The following is a 15775-nucleotide window of genomic DNA, read 5'->3' on the forward strand; positions in this document are numbered from 1 at the left end:
CGCTCAAAACTTGTTATACTGATAGGTAATTACATTTCATTGGTTAAGGTGTGTGAATAAAACAGATGGATTTCAATCTGGATATGAAAACAGTGTTCATTTCACTTGTATTTGGACACATTTTTACTGTCATCTTGATCCGTGCATATCGTCAGAATTATATGAAAGATCGTGCTGTTAACATGTTTTACCTTTCCAAATGGGTACAGGCTATCGCATGGTTTATGTTGATTTTTCGCAATACTGCTCCTGATTTTTTCTCGATTGCAGTTGCTAATTCTTTTTTATTTATCGGTGCCGCTTTGGAGACAGCTTCGTTTCTAGTGTTGCAAAAAGCGTTTTCTAAACAAATTCGCAATCTGTATATGGGCTATACTACGATAACGATTATTGGTTTTGTATCAATTTACTTTTCAGGTGTAACAGAAACGACTCGTATTATTTATGCTTCTATCGCCACCTCTTTGTTTATCCTTTATCCCGCCTACCGTATGATCTCAGATCGAAAAGCATCTTCACTTCAGCATTTGATGGGTTATTTGTATAGTATTGTTGTGATTAGTCTATGGTTTAGAGCAGTATTTGCTATGTATTTTGGTGCTGTTGTTGGATTATTTACAACAGGAATGTATCAGACGTTTACGTTTCTGTCGCTGTATTTGATTATGATTTTGGGCAATACTGGTTTTGTGCTGTTATCCAAAGAGCAAGCAGATGTCGATCTACTGCGTATTGCCAGTTATGACGATCTAACAGGTATACTAAATCGGCGGACATTTATGATCGAAAGTAAAAATTGTATCTATGAATTAGCCAAAAAGCAGCAATCCGTATCGTACCTCTTATTTGATATCGATCATTATAAAGCGATCAACGATACATACGGTCATCATATTGGCGATCGGGTATTGCGTGATATGGCGATACTTGTGACAGAGCAGTTAGAGGAACAAGCGATATTTGGAAGATATGGTGGTGACGAATTTGCTATTCTACTACCTGATACGGATGAACAACGATCCAGTCAAATCGCTGAACAACTACGCTCTACGATTGAGCATCATCGGTTTCATGCTTTGCCGTTGTCGTATACGATTAGTGTAGGAGTGGTCACAGTATCTGCTACCAAAGAGACGCAGCTTAGTATGTTATATCAACATAGCGATCGGGCATTATATGAAGCCAAATATGCAGGTCGTAATCGTACAGCACGAAGTCTGGTAATGGTGCAAGAAGAGAGCGGCTAAGAGTGATATGGTTATCTATTGAAAAAAAGCTCTACAATCACTGAGTGTGGTTGTAGAGCTTTTTGGAATATAGAAAAATGAATCTGCTTATTTATTAGGTTGACTGTTATAGTAGTAGATATTTTTAGTGATATCTTTCATCGCTTCGCCTGTAGCTTGAAGACGGTCGATTACTTCTGTAAATGAACCGACAAGTGTCGCTTGTTCTTGAGAAGAAGTGGTAATTTGAGTGATCTCATTTTCCATTTGACGGATTGATTCTTGTACATCACGAAGTGCTGTTTCAATATCGCCTGTAGCTTTTTTGGAGTTAACAGACAATTTACGAACTTCAGTCGCAACTACACCGAATCCTGCGCCTAATTCTCCTACACGAGCAGCTTCAATCGCAGCATTAAGACCAAGCAAATTGGTCTGTTCAGAGATATCTTTGATTAGGATCGCTACTTCATTGATTTTACTTGATTTTTCAACTGTTGTTTTCGTGTTTTGCAAAATTTGCTCGCTGGTTGCTTGTAGTTGCTGTGCATGAGCCGCAATATGTTGAACCATATCTACAAGATTTTCAGATACAGATACGTTTTCTGTCATAACACCTTGAAGATCTTCTTGTGTTCTTTGATCATAGCTAATCGTCATAACACCTACGATTTGACCATTTTCATGGATCGGCACATTGATTCCTTCAAGAGAAACACCAAACATTTCTTTAGGAAAAGGAGTAATGGATGGATTCACTTTATCCGCAATTCCAGCAAAGTTTTCAAAGCCAGGAGCTAAAGGACCGTCTGCTACAAATCCTAGATCAATACCTCCAAATTGTTCATAATAGAGGATCTTTTCATGATCATATAAGCAAATGGTAGCGCGCTCGCGCAAAAGTTTTCCGATGTATGGCAAAGCGGTTAAAAGTGCTTGCATTACTGGCATAGTTCTAATCATCCTTTTCTTACTCAATTTTTGATAGTATCTATATGTATTACTATCGGACAGAAGAGCCTTATAATAAAGACTAATCTTTTGAGTTAATGTGGTATAGAAGATAACAAATTGTAAAAATAAAAAACTCTAACATACATTAGAGCTTTTTATTCAGGATAGGCTCTAGTGTGATAAGGGAAGTAGATAGGCTGAAATTATTTGTTAAGAGGGACGCTGTAGCGGTATAGATTGTTGGTGATCGATTTCATTTCTGTACTTGCGGATTGCAAGCGTTCAATCACGTCTGTAAATGAACCAACAAGAGAAGATTGTTCTTGAGAAGAGGCAGTAATTTGAGCAATTTCATTTTCCATATGGCGAATCGATTGTTGGACATCACGAAGAGCCGTTTCGATATCTCCAGTCGCTTGTTTGGCATTCACTGACAATTTACGAACTTCAGTCGCAACCACACCAAATCCTGCACCCAATTCACCTACACGAGCAGCTTCAATAGCGGCATTTAGACCCAACAAATTCGTTTGTTCAGAGATATCTTTGATCAATGTAGCGACTTCATTAATTTTGCCTGATTTCTCAACTGTTATTTTACTGTTTTGCAAAATTTGTTCGCTCGTTGCTTGTAGTTGCTGTGCATGAGCGGCAACATGTTGCACCATATCAACAAGACCATCAGCAGCAGATACATTTTCTTGTAACACAGAATCCAGGTTTTCTTTTGTACTCTTATCATAATTAACAGAAAGTACAGCAAATAGTGTATTACCATCATAGATAGGAACGTTGATTCCTTCTAACGGCACACCGAACATTTCTTTGGGATAATGACTAATAGAAGGATTGACTTTGTCGGGGAGGGAAGAGAAATTATCGAATCCGGCTGGAAGAACATCACCTGTTTTGAAACCAAGATCGATACCATCTAACTGTTCATAGTAAAGCATATGTGTCTTGTCGTACAAACATACTGTGGCTCTTTCTCTCAAAATTTTTCCAATGTACGGCACAAATAGTAAAAAAGAATCAAGCATACTCATGTGTCAATCACCCTTTAATCTCATTTTTATAGTCATCATACTCCTATATTATCGGACATTTAAATGTTGAAATTAAGGGTAATTGCTCGGAAAAACAGATAAAATAGCAATAAATGCATAATAATATTTTAAATTTTAACTTTTCTATATAGTAAAAGAAATTTATTTACATAAATAGAAGTAATATAATTGTTTGGACAATACAAATGTAGATGCTTCGGTGGATTTACTTATTTAGAAGCGATGGGCAAATAGCATAGAAAAAAATCCCTCTCATATCGTAAGAGCAAATCATCTGCAAAAGATGCCTTTATACTCTTAATCAATGAAAGGGATTCTATTCCATCTTAACGTAGACACATTAGCGTTGTTAGTGAGAACGCTTTGTTGGAGCAGTAGCTTGCTCCAACGCTTCTAAATAAGCAAAAGCTTTTTCATTGGTAGTACCACACATTTCCAATGAAGCCGGCAACCCTCCACAGACATCTGGACGTTCTGGTCGACCGAACAATCCGCAACGACGTTCTGCGGTCAATTGTGGACAAGGAACTCCAGCAGGCTTGCCTTCCGGCATACCGGGGATTGGGGAAGAGATAGAGATTGCTATACAACAGGCGGCACAGCCAACCCGACATTCCATAATAATTCACTCCAATATTTAATACACTACACTATAATTATTTCCATACATCCTGAGCAATATGGATGACATGACGTAACTTATCCCATTGTTGCTCTTCTGTCAGCAAATTACCTTCTTCAGTTGAAGCAAATCCGCATTGTGGACTCAAGCACAATTGATCTAAATTAACGAATTTGGAGGCAGCATCAATCCGGCGCTTGATATCATCAGGATTTTCTAATTCACCATATTTAGAAGTGACCAGACCAAGAACAATCTGTAAGTTCGGACGCTTCACAAAGCGCAACGCATCGAATGATCCTGAACGCTCATCATCGTATTCCATAAATAATCCATCCAGATCCAGTCCATCCAAAATCGTTTCAGCGGCACCATCATAGCCACCGGATGCTGCCCATGTCGAGCGGAAGTTACCACGGCAAATATGCATCGTAATCGTCATATCCGCCGGGCGATCAGCTACTGATTGGTTGATTAATTTAGCGGCATCAGCCAGCATTTGATCAGGGTCTTTGCCATCACTGCGTAATTTGGCTTTGGCTTCTTCTGAAAAGAATGCAGCCCAGGACGTATCATCCAATTGCAGATAACGACAACCTGCATCGTAAAAAGCACGAATCGCTTTTTTGTATGCTTCAGCTAGATCATGTAATAACACTTCAGGATCACGATACAGATCAGTCTGAATTTGTCCGCGGAATAACAACATATTTGGACTTGGAATCGTCATTTTGGCAGTATGACCTGTACTCACGACACTATGAAGAAACTTGTAATCTTCTAGATGCGAGTGAGTAGTAAAGTCAATTTTGCCTGTCACTTTGACACCATGTGCTTTGGTCGTGGTATTGTGGAATTGAATACCACCTTCAGTATCATATCCCTCTACACCATCCAAACGTTCTAGAAAGTCAAAGTGCCACCAAGCCCGGCGGAATTCACCATCTGTTATCGACAATAGACCGATTTCTTCTTGTTTGGCAACAATGCGGCGAATTTCTTCATTTTCTATCATGCGTAGTTGTTCTGCATCCAGTATACCGTTAGTCAAGTCCAGACGAGCTTGCTTGATCTTATCTGTGCGTAATAGACTGCCTACTTGATCTGCGCGAAAAGGCGCTACTGTGCGTTGAAGAGAAGTCGAAAATGTCATCGTATATTACCTGCTTTCTATATAATGTAAGAACGTTAGAATATCAAAACGTAGGATAGGTTTACGCCTGATTGGGCTTAGCAAACAGTTGAGTGATTTCTACAATCACTTCTGTAGCTTTCACCATATTGTTGACAGATACATACTCGAATTTGCCATGATAATTTTCGCCACCTGTAAAAATATTCGGTGTAGGCAAACCCATATACGATAATTGAGCACCATCTGTACCACCGCGAACCGGTGTAATATGAGGTTCAACCCCTACGTTTTTCATCGCTTGTCCTGCAATATCAACGATATGTTTTACAGGTTCGATTTTTTCACGCATATTATAGTACTGATCTTTCATATCGATCAAGATATTGTTCTCGCCATAGGTTTGTCTGAATTCTTCGACAATGCTATTCAGAAGATTTTTCTTATGATCAAAGTCTTCCCGTTTGAAGTCACGAATAATATAAGACAATTGCGTTTCTTCTACATCACCATTGATCGAAGACAGATGGAAGAATCCTTCATAGCCTTCTGTAAATTCAGGCGCTTCTCCTGCGGGTAGACGACGATGCAATTCCATCGCGATTTTCGCAGCATTTACCATTTTATTTTTGGCAGTACCTGGATGCACATTACTGCCTTTGCATGTGATTTTGGCTGCTGCGGCATTAAATGTCTCGTACTCCAGTTCTCCAAGAGGGCCACCATCTACCGTATACGCATATTCGGCACCGAACTTAGCTACATCGAACAAATGAGGACCTCTACCAATCTCTTCATCCGGTGTAAAAGCAACTCTGATCTTGCCATGCTTAATTTCTGGATGATCGATCAAATAGTGCATTGCTGTCATAATCTCAGCAATCCCTGCTTTGTTATCTGCACCAAGCAGTGTAGTGCCATCAGTAGTGATCAATGTATGACCTTTATATTGCTCCAATTCAGGGAAATCTTTTGGGGATAACACAATCCCTTCATTCTGGTTAAGTAGAATATCGCCACCGTTGTAATTTTCAAGCAGTTGAGGTTTTACATTTTTCCCTGTAAAATCAGTCGCTGTATCCACATGAGCTAAAAAGCCGATAACAGGTGCTGGTTGATCTGTATTTGAAGGTAAAGTCGCCATCACATAACCGTTACCATCTAATGTGACATCTTCCATACCGATCTGTTCTAATTCTTCTACCAATTGATGAAGAAGCGTCCATTGTCCGGGTGTAGAAGGGCATGTCTCACTATCCTCATTGGATTGTGTATCTATTTGCACATAAGAAGTTAAGCGATCAATCAGTTCGTTTTTCACAGTATAAAAAGCTCCCTTCGGCTTGTGGTATCAATCGTATGTGTTCATTTTATCATGAATTGGCGGATCATCCCAAAAGGAGATTGAGATTCCAACTATGTTGATATCGAAATAGGCTATACCTAAAAAGGTCTGAAGCTACTCATCACGAAGATGAAGAGCGTTCAGACCTATATTTTACAGTTGAATAGATTATCGAATTACGGCGTACTATGTGAACTGCTCATCGTATGAGTAGCCGGATGTTGTGAATCTTGAGATTGATGACCTTCCGGGAATTCATGTTGCTTGCCACTTTTGATCATCCGTTTTAAATGACGGCGGAATGCATACATAACCCATAGATGGACTTTGGCTTGCGTGAATTTGTAAATAAACCATGGTAATGATGGAAGATAATCATGAATAGCAATAACACAATCCTGTGTGCCAGGAACTTGTAGAAATTCCAATCGTCCTTCATGATTTTCTTTCGTTTTGGTAAATGCACCACCTGTAATATGGTAGACGGCACTATCTTCGCTACTCAATTCAGGAGAATATGTTAACTCCAAAATAGGTTGACTGGAAGGGCGGATATAAACGCGATAAATACTGCTACCATCGTACTCGGTGCGAATCAACCATTTGGCGATTCCACCCAGCCATTTCATATAGTATTTACCAGCCCAGTCGGCATTTTTACCATCCGGCAAAACAACACGTTGAATCGAACGCACATCAGATACCGATTCGGTTTTGTGTTCAGGAGAAGAACCAGATTGTTCCTTCTTCTCTTGTGCTTTTTCTTTTTCCTTCTCTTCTTCTTCAAGTGCAGATTTGGCAGACTCTTCAAAAGTAATCTGTCCATCGCTAATGCCTTCTACTTTGCGTTCAGGATTAGCGACCATCGGATGCGCTAAACTTTCTACCAAAGGATAGACCATTTCTTTAGGCATACCGGTAACCAATGTCACCCAGAGACGAGAAAGATGGATCGTTAGAAAAGGAACATCATGGAACGAACGCTTTTTCTCCATCACTTCTGCGGTTTTCATCATCATTTGTTTGTAGGTCATAATATCAGGACCACCAACATCGATTGCCCGATCGTATAACTCATCACTGCCGATACTCTTTTTCAAAGCTTGCAATACATCAGATAGTGCAATCGGATGCGTCTCGGTGCGTGTCCATGTCGGTAGTGTCATAATCGGTAGACGCTGAACCAACTTCGCTAGAATCGGGAACGAAGAACCTTGCGGTCCCACAATCAATCCAGCCCGAATCGTTGTCACAGGTACTCCATAAGAACCTAGAATTTGCTCTACTTCTAGACGACTGCGTAGATGACGCGATAAATTTTCCCGTGGTACACCTTCAGGAATAATGCCGCTTAAATACACAATTTGTTTGATACCATTCTTTTTGGCTGCTCTGGCAAAATGGTCTGCTAAAATCACGTCCATATCTTCAAAATGAGCCTGGGTCAACTTGGCAGTAGGCATCATAGAATGCACAAGATAAATAGCATAATCTGCACCTTTGAGTGCCTTTTCTGCATCAGATATCGAGAATAGCTCACAAGAACGCCATTCAACATGCTCACTATTTTCTTTGTCATCGCCATGTCTGGATAAAGCAATCACATCATACTCATCTGTTAACCGCTTCAGCAAATTATGCCCGATATAACCACTTGCTCCTGTTAAGGCAATTTTAGGACGGTGTTGTATAGTCGTTTCTTCGCTTGCAGTTGTCTCCATATCCATTGTCTCCACACCCCTGTTCATTTAAAAGTCTGTAGCTTTTACATACCCTTTTTCGTAGCACTTCAACCTCATGTTAATAGATTGATACAGCGACCAAAGTCCTATTTGATTGACAAAAGAACACGTTAAAAAGTATACTCAAAATCGTTAAGTATAAGCGCTTATACTTTTGAAATGCAATACTTTATTATGTTAGTATTTGAATAAAGAGACAAAGAAGTAGAACTGGAATGTATTAGAATTAGGCAAGTATAAGCACTTGAAATACCTTATCTACAAGGAGGAAAAGAACATGAACACTCAGAGATCGATCAAACAAATGATATGTACAGCAACACTGACAGGAGTATTAGCTGTAGGTACACTTGGAGTAACCAGTGCAATATCTCCGGTACAGACAGCATCTGCTGCTACAATCAGTAAAGTCACTGCTAGCGATAGTCAAATGGCTTTGAAAACATTAAATAGCTTTTACAAGCCAGCATTGAAAGGTCAATTCCCGGGCAATGCCAGTGCATTTACTGTGGGTAAAACGACAAGAAATGAAGTAGTCAAAGCTTTCGGTAAACCTGATCAAGCCATGAAAGACTCTGATGGATTTGATGTGTATCATGCAGAGATGGGTAACCCTGGTTATGCATTCAATTACAAATTAACAAAGATTCGTGAAATGCGTTATATGGGCACAAGTGTAGAGCGCCAGACGAATATTGGCGGGATTACGATGAAAATGTTGCTCAAAAACTGGTATACACCAACATCTACTACTACGATCAAAAACGGTAAACTGAAACAAACCAAAGTGACGTATGTTCGCGGAGCGTATCAGCTAGAATTTATTTTCAACAGCAGTACAGAGCTAGATCATATCAATTTGCGTGAAAAAGGCATGTAACTCAAGCTTCAGCTAAATTGAAAATGAATTAGATTATACTCTCATTTTTGAATCGAAAAAGCACTGAACATATGTTCAGTGCTTTTTTTGTTCTATTACAAGTATCATTTTCTGCTTGAAGTTTACCAGAATAAGATCAGTGTATGCCAAGTCTTAGTCGATAGCTGAACATTACATTGGTGACTCCACCACGGAAGTAATCATCTGCCATCGCTTGGAAAATCTGAATTTCAGACTTTAAATAATCGGAGTTCAACTTCAATGCGGCTTGAATCCCGCCCTGACTAAGCAAAATACCTACATACCGTTCTGCACTACAGGGTTCAATATGATGGAATACAATTTCTTTAGTAAAACGAAAATGTCCGCTTTGCTCAATCTGTTGTAGATGGTTGTCTTTATCTCGCTTACGAGCGACTTGCTCGGGGTTCGCTTGCTCTGCAATAATCCGTTCAGAGATCGCTAATAGATGGATATACTCGCGCTCCAATTGCCAGTTCACAGTTGGTGGCCAATCACAATCATAAGCAGCAAAAATCCCGCCCGGTACCAGTACACGAGCAATTTCTTTTAATGTGCTTTTCGGTTCCATCCAGTGAAAAGACTGCGAACAAGTAACGATATCTGTACTATTGGAATCCAGCGAAAGCTGATTGGAATATCCTTGTTCAAACGAAAGGTGATCTGCTTGAGTCGTCAGACTTAGCTTATAGCGTGCTTTATTTAACATATCTTGATTGGGTTCTACCCCAATAATACGATCTGCTCGATCCCGCCAAATAAATGAAGATAACCCTGTGCCACAGCCTACATCCACGACCAATCCAGGTTTCTTTTGCAAATAGTTCGAAAGAATATCTACCACAAGACTAGGCGCCGTCGGACGATACTGATCATACACATCTTCAAAACCGGAAAATCGTTCGATATTGTTGATAGAATTATTTTCAGGAATAGTCATAACAGATATTGCCTCCTTGTTTGAATGTACTTTGTTCTATTATAAAGGAAAAAGAGGTATTTAGAAGAGAATAAACTTGTTTTGACATATTGCCTATAAACTTATTGTTTTTAAGTATTTTCGATTTGGGATAAGAAGTGATATGATTTAAGGAATAATTGTTTAAGGAGACATAAACCATGACTATAGAGATCAAGATCGAACACACAACGAATAAAAAAGAGAAACCGGCATCCATGGATGGGGTAGTATTTGGTACACAATTTACAGATCATATGTTTATTTTGGACTATGATGCTGGACAAGGTTGGCATGATGCACGTATCGTTCCTTATCAACCGATTATGATGGACCCGGCAGCTAAAGTATTCCATTATGGACAAACGATTTTTGAAGGACTCAAAGCATATGCAACAGAAGATGGACGTGTGCTTATGTTCCGTCCTACTAAAAATATAGAGCGTCTTAATATCTCTAACGAGCGTATGAGTATTCCAGAAGTGGATCCTGAATTGGCGCTTGAAGCCTTGCGTCAGTTGATTCTTACCGATCGTGAATGGATTCCAGAAGGTGAAGGTAATTCACTTTATGTACGTCCATTTGTTATTGCAACAGAACCGACACTAGGCGTATCACCTTCACGTCAATATAAATTTATGATTATCCTTTCACCTGTAGGTGCTTATTATGCAGAAGGCATCAATCCGGTTAAAATTTTCGTAGAATCCAAATATGTACGTGCTGTTCCCGGCGGCGTAGGAATGGCAAAAACAGCAGGTAACTATGCTGCTGGACTCAAAGCACAAGAAGGCGCTACAGAATTGGGTTATTCTCAAGTACTGTGGTTAGATGGTGTACATCGTAAATATATTGAAGAAGTGGGTAGTATGAACGTCTTTTTCAAAATTAACGGTATCGTCGTAACACCTGCGCTGAACGGCAGTATTCTAAGCGGGATTACGCGTGATTCGATCATTCAATTGCTGAAGCACTGGGATATTCCTGTGGAAGAACGTATTCTTTCGATTGATGAATTGGAAGAAGCGCACAAAGAAGGCAAGTTAGAAGAAGCTTTCGGTACAGGTACCGCAGCCGTTATTTCTCCTATGGGCGAATTGAACTGGCAAGGTGAGAAAATGGTCATCAACGAAGGCAAAACAGGCGAATTGTCTGCCAAGTTGTATGAGACATTGACCGGTATTCAAAAAGGTGTAGCCGAAGATCCATTTGGTTGGACGTTAGAAGTTAAAGCGTAAGCTAAATCGTATCGTTATTTATGAGCGTGTCCTGTGATCAGGATGCGCTTTTATTTTTTCACATGTTTCCGATAAGTAATTTGCTAGAATTCGTAGACAAAGCCCGGTGCTATCGCTATGATAAATACTACAAATCTATATAATTTATTGTCCAAGGTGCAGATACGAATATGATTTTGTATCCGCTTAAAAGGGAAGTCCGGTGTATTCCGGCGCGGTCCCGCCACTGTAAATGCTGAACAACTCCTGAATCGAGCCACTGTTGCATGAAGCGATGGGAAGGTAGGAGGATGTGATGAAGCATAGCCAGGAGACCTGCCTTGCGAGCAATCGTTTCTATCATCTTCGGAGCAAAGAGGAGAAACAGTCCTAGCATTCTAAGCCTGTATCGTCACAGGTGGTGAATGGTTGTGCTGTTATGCCTTTGAAGTCACTTCCGTTGAAGTGGCTTTTTTATGTTGTACTGTCGTTATGTCTATTTTACTAAAACAAGAAAGAAGGTCTCATATGAAATCATCTCTATCCCGTCAGTGGATCGCTACGATCTTAACACTGGTTCTTACGATCGCTACATTAGTACCGTCCGGTGTATTTTCTGCTTCTGCGTATGCAGCAGATGAACCGAATCCTACGACAACCACTGTATCTCAAGCGGTCTACACTTCGAATGATTCTTCTACTAACGATTCAACCGTCAATACGAACGTCACCCAATCTGTATATGGTCAGGCTATCACGCAAGCGATGCAATATATCGACGCTAATGGTGGAGTCGATGGCGATTGGATTGCAGTCAGCTATGCGCGTACAGGCAAAGCCATTCCTGCTAGCTACTACAGCAGTCTAAGAACAGAAGTAAAAAATTTGTGTGCTCAAGCGAAGCCTTCGGTAACTGAATTAGCACGAATGGCGATTGCAGGGGCATCGGTAGGTTTAAATGCTACGAATATTTCCGATTGTAATTTGATCGAAAAATTATACAATCATGCGAATATCAATCAACAAGGTGTTAATGGACCGATGTTTGCATTGATCGCATTAGATTCTGGTACATATCAAGTGCCTAATGATGCCAAGCAAGGACGCGATACACTGATCGATAGTGTAGTTGCAGCGATTAATGGCCCGCAAATGTCGACAGATTATTATGGAATGGCACTTAGTGCTCTAGCTCCGTACAAAGATCGTGCAGATGTACAGACAGCAGGGAAAAAAGCAGTGAATTGGTTAAAACAAAAATCAGACGATTCAAGCAGTGAATCGATTGCACAGGAGATTATTGGACTAGCTTCATTTGGAATCGATCCAACCGATGTACAATTTGAGAAAAATGGAAAATCGTTAATCGACCGTTTACTTGCTTTTCAAAATAGTGATGGTGGTTTCCGTCATGAATTGACTGCAAGTGCATCGGACAAAGCTTTTTCAACAGATCAAGCATTACGAGCATTAGTAGCGTATGATCTGTATACAAAAAATGCAGGAGTGCTGTATACCAATCCTAATCCTCCTGTAGCACCACAGCCTGAGCCAGAACCAACGCCTACTCCTGAACCGGGGCAGGGCACCAAAGTACAAGCAAGTGTTATTGTAGAAGGCCCTTCTGCTCCTGTAACTACAGGCGTGACTGAAGCTGTTTATGCACTAGATGCATTACAAAATGTTGCTTCACAACATGGAGTAAAACTAACGATTGCATCTGCTTCATTTGGTAAATATGTAACAGGGATCGCAGGCATCAATAGTGGTGATCTTGATCCATCGAGTGGTTGGTTATTCGCGGTAAAACGTAATGGCCAGTGGATATCACCAGATGTGGGTATGGATGCATTTGTATTACAACCTTCGGATCAAGTATATGTGTATTTTGGAGCTTATGGAATCTCATTAGTAGAGTCTGTAACGACATCGCCTGCGGTGCCAAAAGCAAGCAGTGGCTTCGATATTACGGTACAAAAAGCCGATTGGATATGGAATAACGATACATTTACTAGCGACAAAGTAGTCAGTCCTGCGGCAAATGTACAAGTACAAGTCGGTAACCAAACAGTAACAACCAATGCACAGGGTGTAGCTTCATTTAATAAAATGAGTTCAGGCTCCTATACCGTAGCTGTGACAGGATACCAGAATAACAGTGTACCTTCGATTGTACGCAGTACTTCTACATTAATTGTGGCGAACGATAACAGTACAGGTGGAAGTACCACTACACCTACTGCCAATACAATTACGATGTCCGTCACAGGTGATAGTACGATTCTGCCTACGACTTCGATTACATTGCAAAATAGAGATACTGCTTTTAGCGTATTGTTACGTCAGTTAGGTTCCAGTCGTGTAAGTTACAGAGGTAGCGGTGCTACTGCTTATGTAACAGCTATTGATGGATTAAGTGAATTTGATAAAGGGCCATTAAGTGGTTGGGTGTACACAGTCAACGGACAACAACCGAACACAGGAGCCGGAGCCTATACGTTAAAAGCTGGAGATACTCTAGCATGGCGCTATAGTGATGGTACAGCTACTGTCTCTGGTGGCGGTGGAGGAAGTGCGAATAACAGTCTCGGTGTTCCTTTCCCGTCAATCATTCCTTCTCAAGTAGAAAGTGAATTGTCTCAACTGAAAATCAAATCCAACAATCAACTGGCTGTGAACGAAGCAGGGCAGTCGAGTACAGTACTCAACTCGGGTTCTCCAATGACTGCTAGTACAGCCAATTCAATAGCCAAAGCTCTGGCATCTGCGGCAAAAGTAAGTGTCAGTGCAGAAGTAACTGCTGATCAGAAAGCGACACTTGCTGATCCAGCAGGTAAAGTACAATTTATTGTGCCAGCTAATAGTGTGAAGAGTAATACTACGATTGGAATTGAAGAAGAAATGGCTAGTCGTCCAGAGCTTGTATCCAGTCTGTATGAATTTACGCCAAAAGGACAACAGTTTGAAAAGCCTGTATACCTTTCATTCAAAATTCCAGTCTATGCTAATACAATGTCTAGCCTGACGATTGCTTGGCTAAATGAAGAAACTAAGCAATGGGTTCCTGTTCCAACAGCTTTGGATGCCAAAACTGGCATTATCACCGGAGCAGTCTCTCACTTTACCCAATATGCGGTGATCAACAAAGATGTATTAGCAAGCTCAGCAGACCAGCAACAATTAACAACAGATATCAATGCAACAGTCAAAAATGTGCTTTCCCATAACCCATTAACCGAATGGGAAGCAGTAGGAATTGTACGTGCAGGTGGAACTTTGCCAGCTAGTTACCTAACTAATGCAACAGCTCAAGTCAAACAATCAGCAGGTACATTCCGCAAAGTGACTGATCTGGAACGATTGATTTTAGGGATCAAAGCAGCAGGTGGCGATCCAACATCTGTGAGCGGTGTGAACTTAATCGACAAAATGGTTAACCATGAGAAAATGACAGCTCAAGGAACCAATGGACCTATCTTTGCTTTGATTGCGCTAAATAGTGATAAGTATACAATGCCTTCAACAGCTACATGGAACCAAGACAAGCTAGTGACATGGTTGTTAAGCGCGCAAAATAGCGATGGTGGATTCCCACTGGCAACAGGTGAAGCGAGCAGTGTAGATATGACAGCAATGGCAGTTGCTGCACTTGCACCTGAACGCACACAGGCCAAAGTCCAAACAGCGATCGACCAAGCTGTTCAATATCTATCTGCACAACAGCAAGCTAACGGAGGGTATTCTGCTTATAACGATGATAGTAGCGAAAGTGTCTCTCAAGTGATCGTTGCACTAACATCAGCAGGTATCAATCCAAAAGACGCACGTTTTACGAAGTCCAATGGTGACCTAATTACGCGTCTAAGCCAGTTCCGTCAAGCAAATGGCACTTATAGCCATACGGTAGGCAGTGCAAGCGACAATATTGCTACTGAACAAGCATTACTTGCTCTGGTTGCATATCAGCAGTATATGAACAGTGGAAATACGATTTATAATTTAGCAAATACTGCTACTAAGCCTGTAGATACAGGTACAAGTACAACAGTTACATTTGCAGATGAAAATACTATTTCAGCATGGGCTTCTGATTCTGTACATCGTGCTTATGATGCAGGGTTGATGTTAGGTGTGAGTGATCAGGAACTTGTATTTGCTCCTAAACAACAATTAACACGTGCTCAATTTGCTGCATTAGTAGTTCGTTTGACCGGAGCAACAGAGTCAGGAAATACCTCTACTAGTAAATCGACATTTAAAGACGTATCGGCTAATCAGTGGTATTATAATGCAATTATGACCGCCCAAAATAAAGGCATTATCACAGGTATTAGCGCAACATCATTCCAACCGAATCAGCCGGTATCCCGTCAAGATATGGCTGTGATGTTAACTCGTGCATTTGCACTTCAAGGCACATCGACTGCTTCTTTTGCAGATCAAGCGAAAATCGGTAGTTATGCACGTAGCGCAGTCAGTGCTGTAGTGAATAATGGAATTATGGTGGGCGCGAATAACAAATTTGATCCTCAAGCCAAAGTAACACGTGAAATGGCAGCTGTCGTAGCGATCAATGTACAGAAGATGGCGCAAGCGAACTAATTTTACGGT

Annotated in this window: 11 protein-coding genes and 1 riboswitch; of the genes, 4 read left to right on the plus strand and 7 right to left on the minus strand. The window is 40.6% G+C overall.

The genetic code is table 11. The features are described from left to right. Nucleotides 1–83: 83 nt before the first annotated feature. Nucleotides 84–1247 (plus strand): GGDEF domain-containing protein, encoded by a 1164-nt coding sequence (locus PQ460_RS01120; protein WP_274171484.1) that lies wholly within the window; start codon nt 84–86, stop codon nt 1245–1247. A gap of 87 nt (nt 1248–1334) precedes the next feature. On the opposite strand, the gene PQ460_RS01125 is transcribed toward PQ460_RS01120, so the two are convergent. The 6 genes from PQ460_RS01125 to PQ460_RS01150 form a co-directional block, all read right to left on the minus strand. Beyond that, nucleotides 1335–2177 carry a methyl-accepting chemotaxis protein gene (locus tag PQ460_RS01125; protein ID WP_273614100.1) on the minus strand — a complete coding sequence of 281 codons (843 nt, stop codon included), beginning with the start codon at nt 2175–2177 and terminating at the stop codon, nt 1335–1337. Nucleotides 2178–2383: 206 nt separating this feature from the next. Further along, on the minus strand, nt 2384–3226 hold the full coding sequence (locus tag PQ460_RS01130) for a methyl-accepting chemotaxis protein (protein WP_273614099.1): 843 nt from the start codon (nt 3224–3226) through the stop codon (nt 2384–2386). A gap of 370 nt (nt 3227–3596) precedes the next feature. After that, nucleotides 3597–3866 carry a YkgJ family cysteine cluster protein gene (locus PQ460_RS01135; RefSeq protein ID WP_274171485.1) on the minus strand — a complete coding sequence of 90 codons (270 nt, stop codon included), beginning with the start codon at nt 3864–3866 and terminating at the stop codon, nt 3597–3599. Between the two features lie 37 nt (nt 3867–3903). Then, nucleotides 3904–5022, minus strand: a complete 1119-nt coding sequence (locus PQ460_RS01140) for a 5-methyltetrahydropteroyltriglutamate--homocysteine S-methyltransferase (RefSeq protein ID WP_274171486.1) — start codon at nt 5020–5022, stop codon at nt 3904–3906. A 61-nt stretch (nt 5023–5083) separates the two neighbouring features. Then, on the minus strand, nt 5084–6322 hold the full coding sequence (pepT, locus tag PQ460_RS01145; protein WP_274171487.1) for a peptidase T: 1239 nt from the start codon (nt 6320–6322) through the stop codon (nt 5084–5086). Between the two features lie 200 nt (nt 6323–6522). Beyond that, complete coding sequence (locus tag PQ460_RS01150; protein ID WP_273614095.1) at nt 6523–8073, minus strand: NAD(P)H-binding protein; 1551 nt, start codon at nt 8071–8073, stop codon at nt 6523–6525. A 292-nt stretch (nt 8074–8365) separates the two neighbouring features. Between PQ460_RS01150 and PQ460_RS01155 the strand changes: the two genes are divergently transcribed. Continuing rightward, nucleotides 8366–8968 carry a YjgB family protein gene (locus tag PQ460_RS01155; protein ID WP_274171488.1) on the plus strand — a complete coding sequence of 201 codons (603 nt, stop codon included), beginning with the start codon at nt 8366–8368 and terminating at the stop codon, nt 8966–8968. A gap of 136 nt (nt 8969–9104) precedes the next feature. Here the strand turns inward: PQ460_RS01155 and PQ460_RS01160 are convergent, their stop codons facing one another. Beyond that, a complete protein-coding gene (locus PQ460_RS01160) occupies nt 9105–9929 on the minus strand; it encodes a class I SAM-dependent methyltransferase (protein WP_273614093.1) in 825 nt (274 codons plus the stop codon). Nucleotides 9930–10108: 179 nt separating this feature from the next. On the opposite strand from PQ460_RS01160, the gene PQ460_RS01165 reads away from it, so the two are divergent. Then, nucleotides 10109–11185, plus strand: coding sequence for a branched-chain amino acid aminotransferase (locus PQ460_RS01165; protein WP_273614091.1), 1077 nt, complete (start codon nt 10109–10111; stop codon nt 11183–11185). 137 nt (nt 11186–11322) lie between these two features. Next, nucleotides 11323–11522, plus strand: a riboswitch (cobalamin riboswitch). 170 nt (nt 11523–11692) lie between these two features. Beyond that, nucleotides 11693–15766: an S-layer homology domain-containing protein gene (locus PQ460_RS01170; RefSeq protein ID WP_274171489.1), complete on the plus strand. Its 4074-nt coding sequence runs from the start codon at nt 11693–11695 to the stop codon at nt 15764–15766. Nucleotides 15767–15775: the final 9 nt, after the last annotated feature.

It is taken from the genome of Paenibacillus sp. KACC 21273 (assembly GCF_028736095.1).
GTDB lineage: Bacteria > Bacillota > Bacilli > Paenibacillales > Paenibacillaceae > Saccharibacillus > Saccharibacillus kyungheensis.

Bases quoted from the DNA above. Each gene is read 5' to 3' on its own strand.
- PQ460_RS01120 (WP_274171484.1), top strand. From the start codon at position 84: ATGAAAACAGTGTTCATTTCACTTGTATTTGGACACATTTTTACTGTC.
- PQ460_RS01125 (WP_273614100.1), bottom strand. From the start codon at position 2,177: ATGCCAGTAATGCAAGCACTTTTAACCGCTTTGCCATACATCGGAAAA.
- PQ460_RS01130 (WP_273614099.1), bottom strand. From the start codon at position 3,226: ATGAGTATGCTTGATTCTTTTTTACTATTTGTGCCGTACATTGGAAAA.
- PQ460_RS01135 (WP_274171485.1), bottom strand. From the start codon at position 3,866: ATGGAATGTCGGGTTGGCTGTGCCGCCTGTTGTATAGCAATCTCTATC.
- PQ460_RS01140 (WP_274171486.1), bottom strand. From the start codon at position 5,022: ATGACATTTTCGACTTCTCTTCAACGCACAGTAGCGCCTTTTCGCGCA.
- PQ460_RS01150 (WP_273614095.1), bottom strand. From the start codon at position 8,073: ATGGATATGGAGACAACTGCAAGCGAAGAAACGACTATACAACACCGT.
- PQ460_RS01155 (WP_274171488.1), top strand. From the start codon at position 8,366: ATGAACACTCAGAGATCGATCAAACAAATGATATGTACAGCAACACTG.
- PQ460_RS01160 (WP_273614093.1), bottom strand. From the start codon at position 9,929: ATGACTATTCCTGAAAATAATTCTATCAACAATATCGAACGATTTTCC.
- PQ460_RS01165 (WP_273614091.1), top strand. From the start codon at position 10,109: ATGACTATAGAGATCAAGATCGAACACACAACGAATAAAAAAGAGAAA.
- PQ460_RS01170 (WP_274171489.1), top strand. From the start codon at position 11,693: ATGAAATCATCTCTATCCCGTCAGTGGATCGCTACGATCTTAACACTG.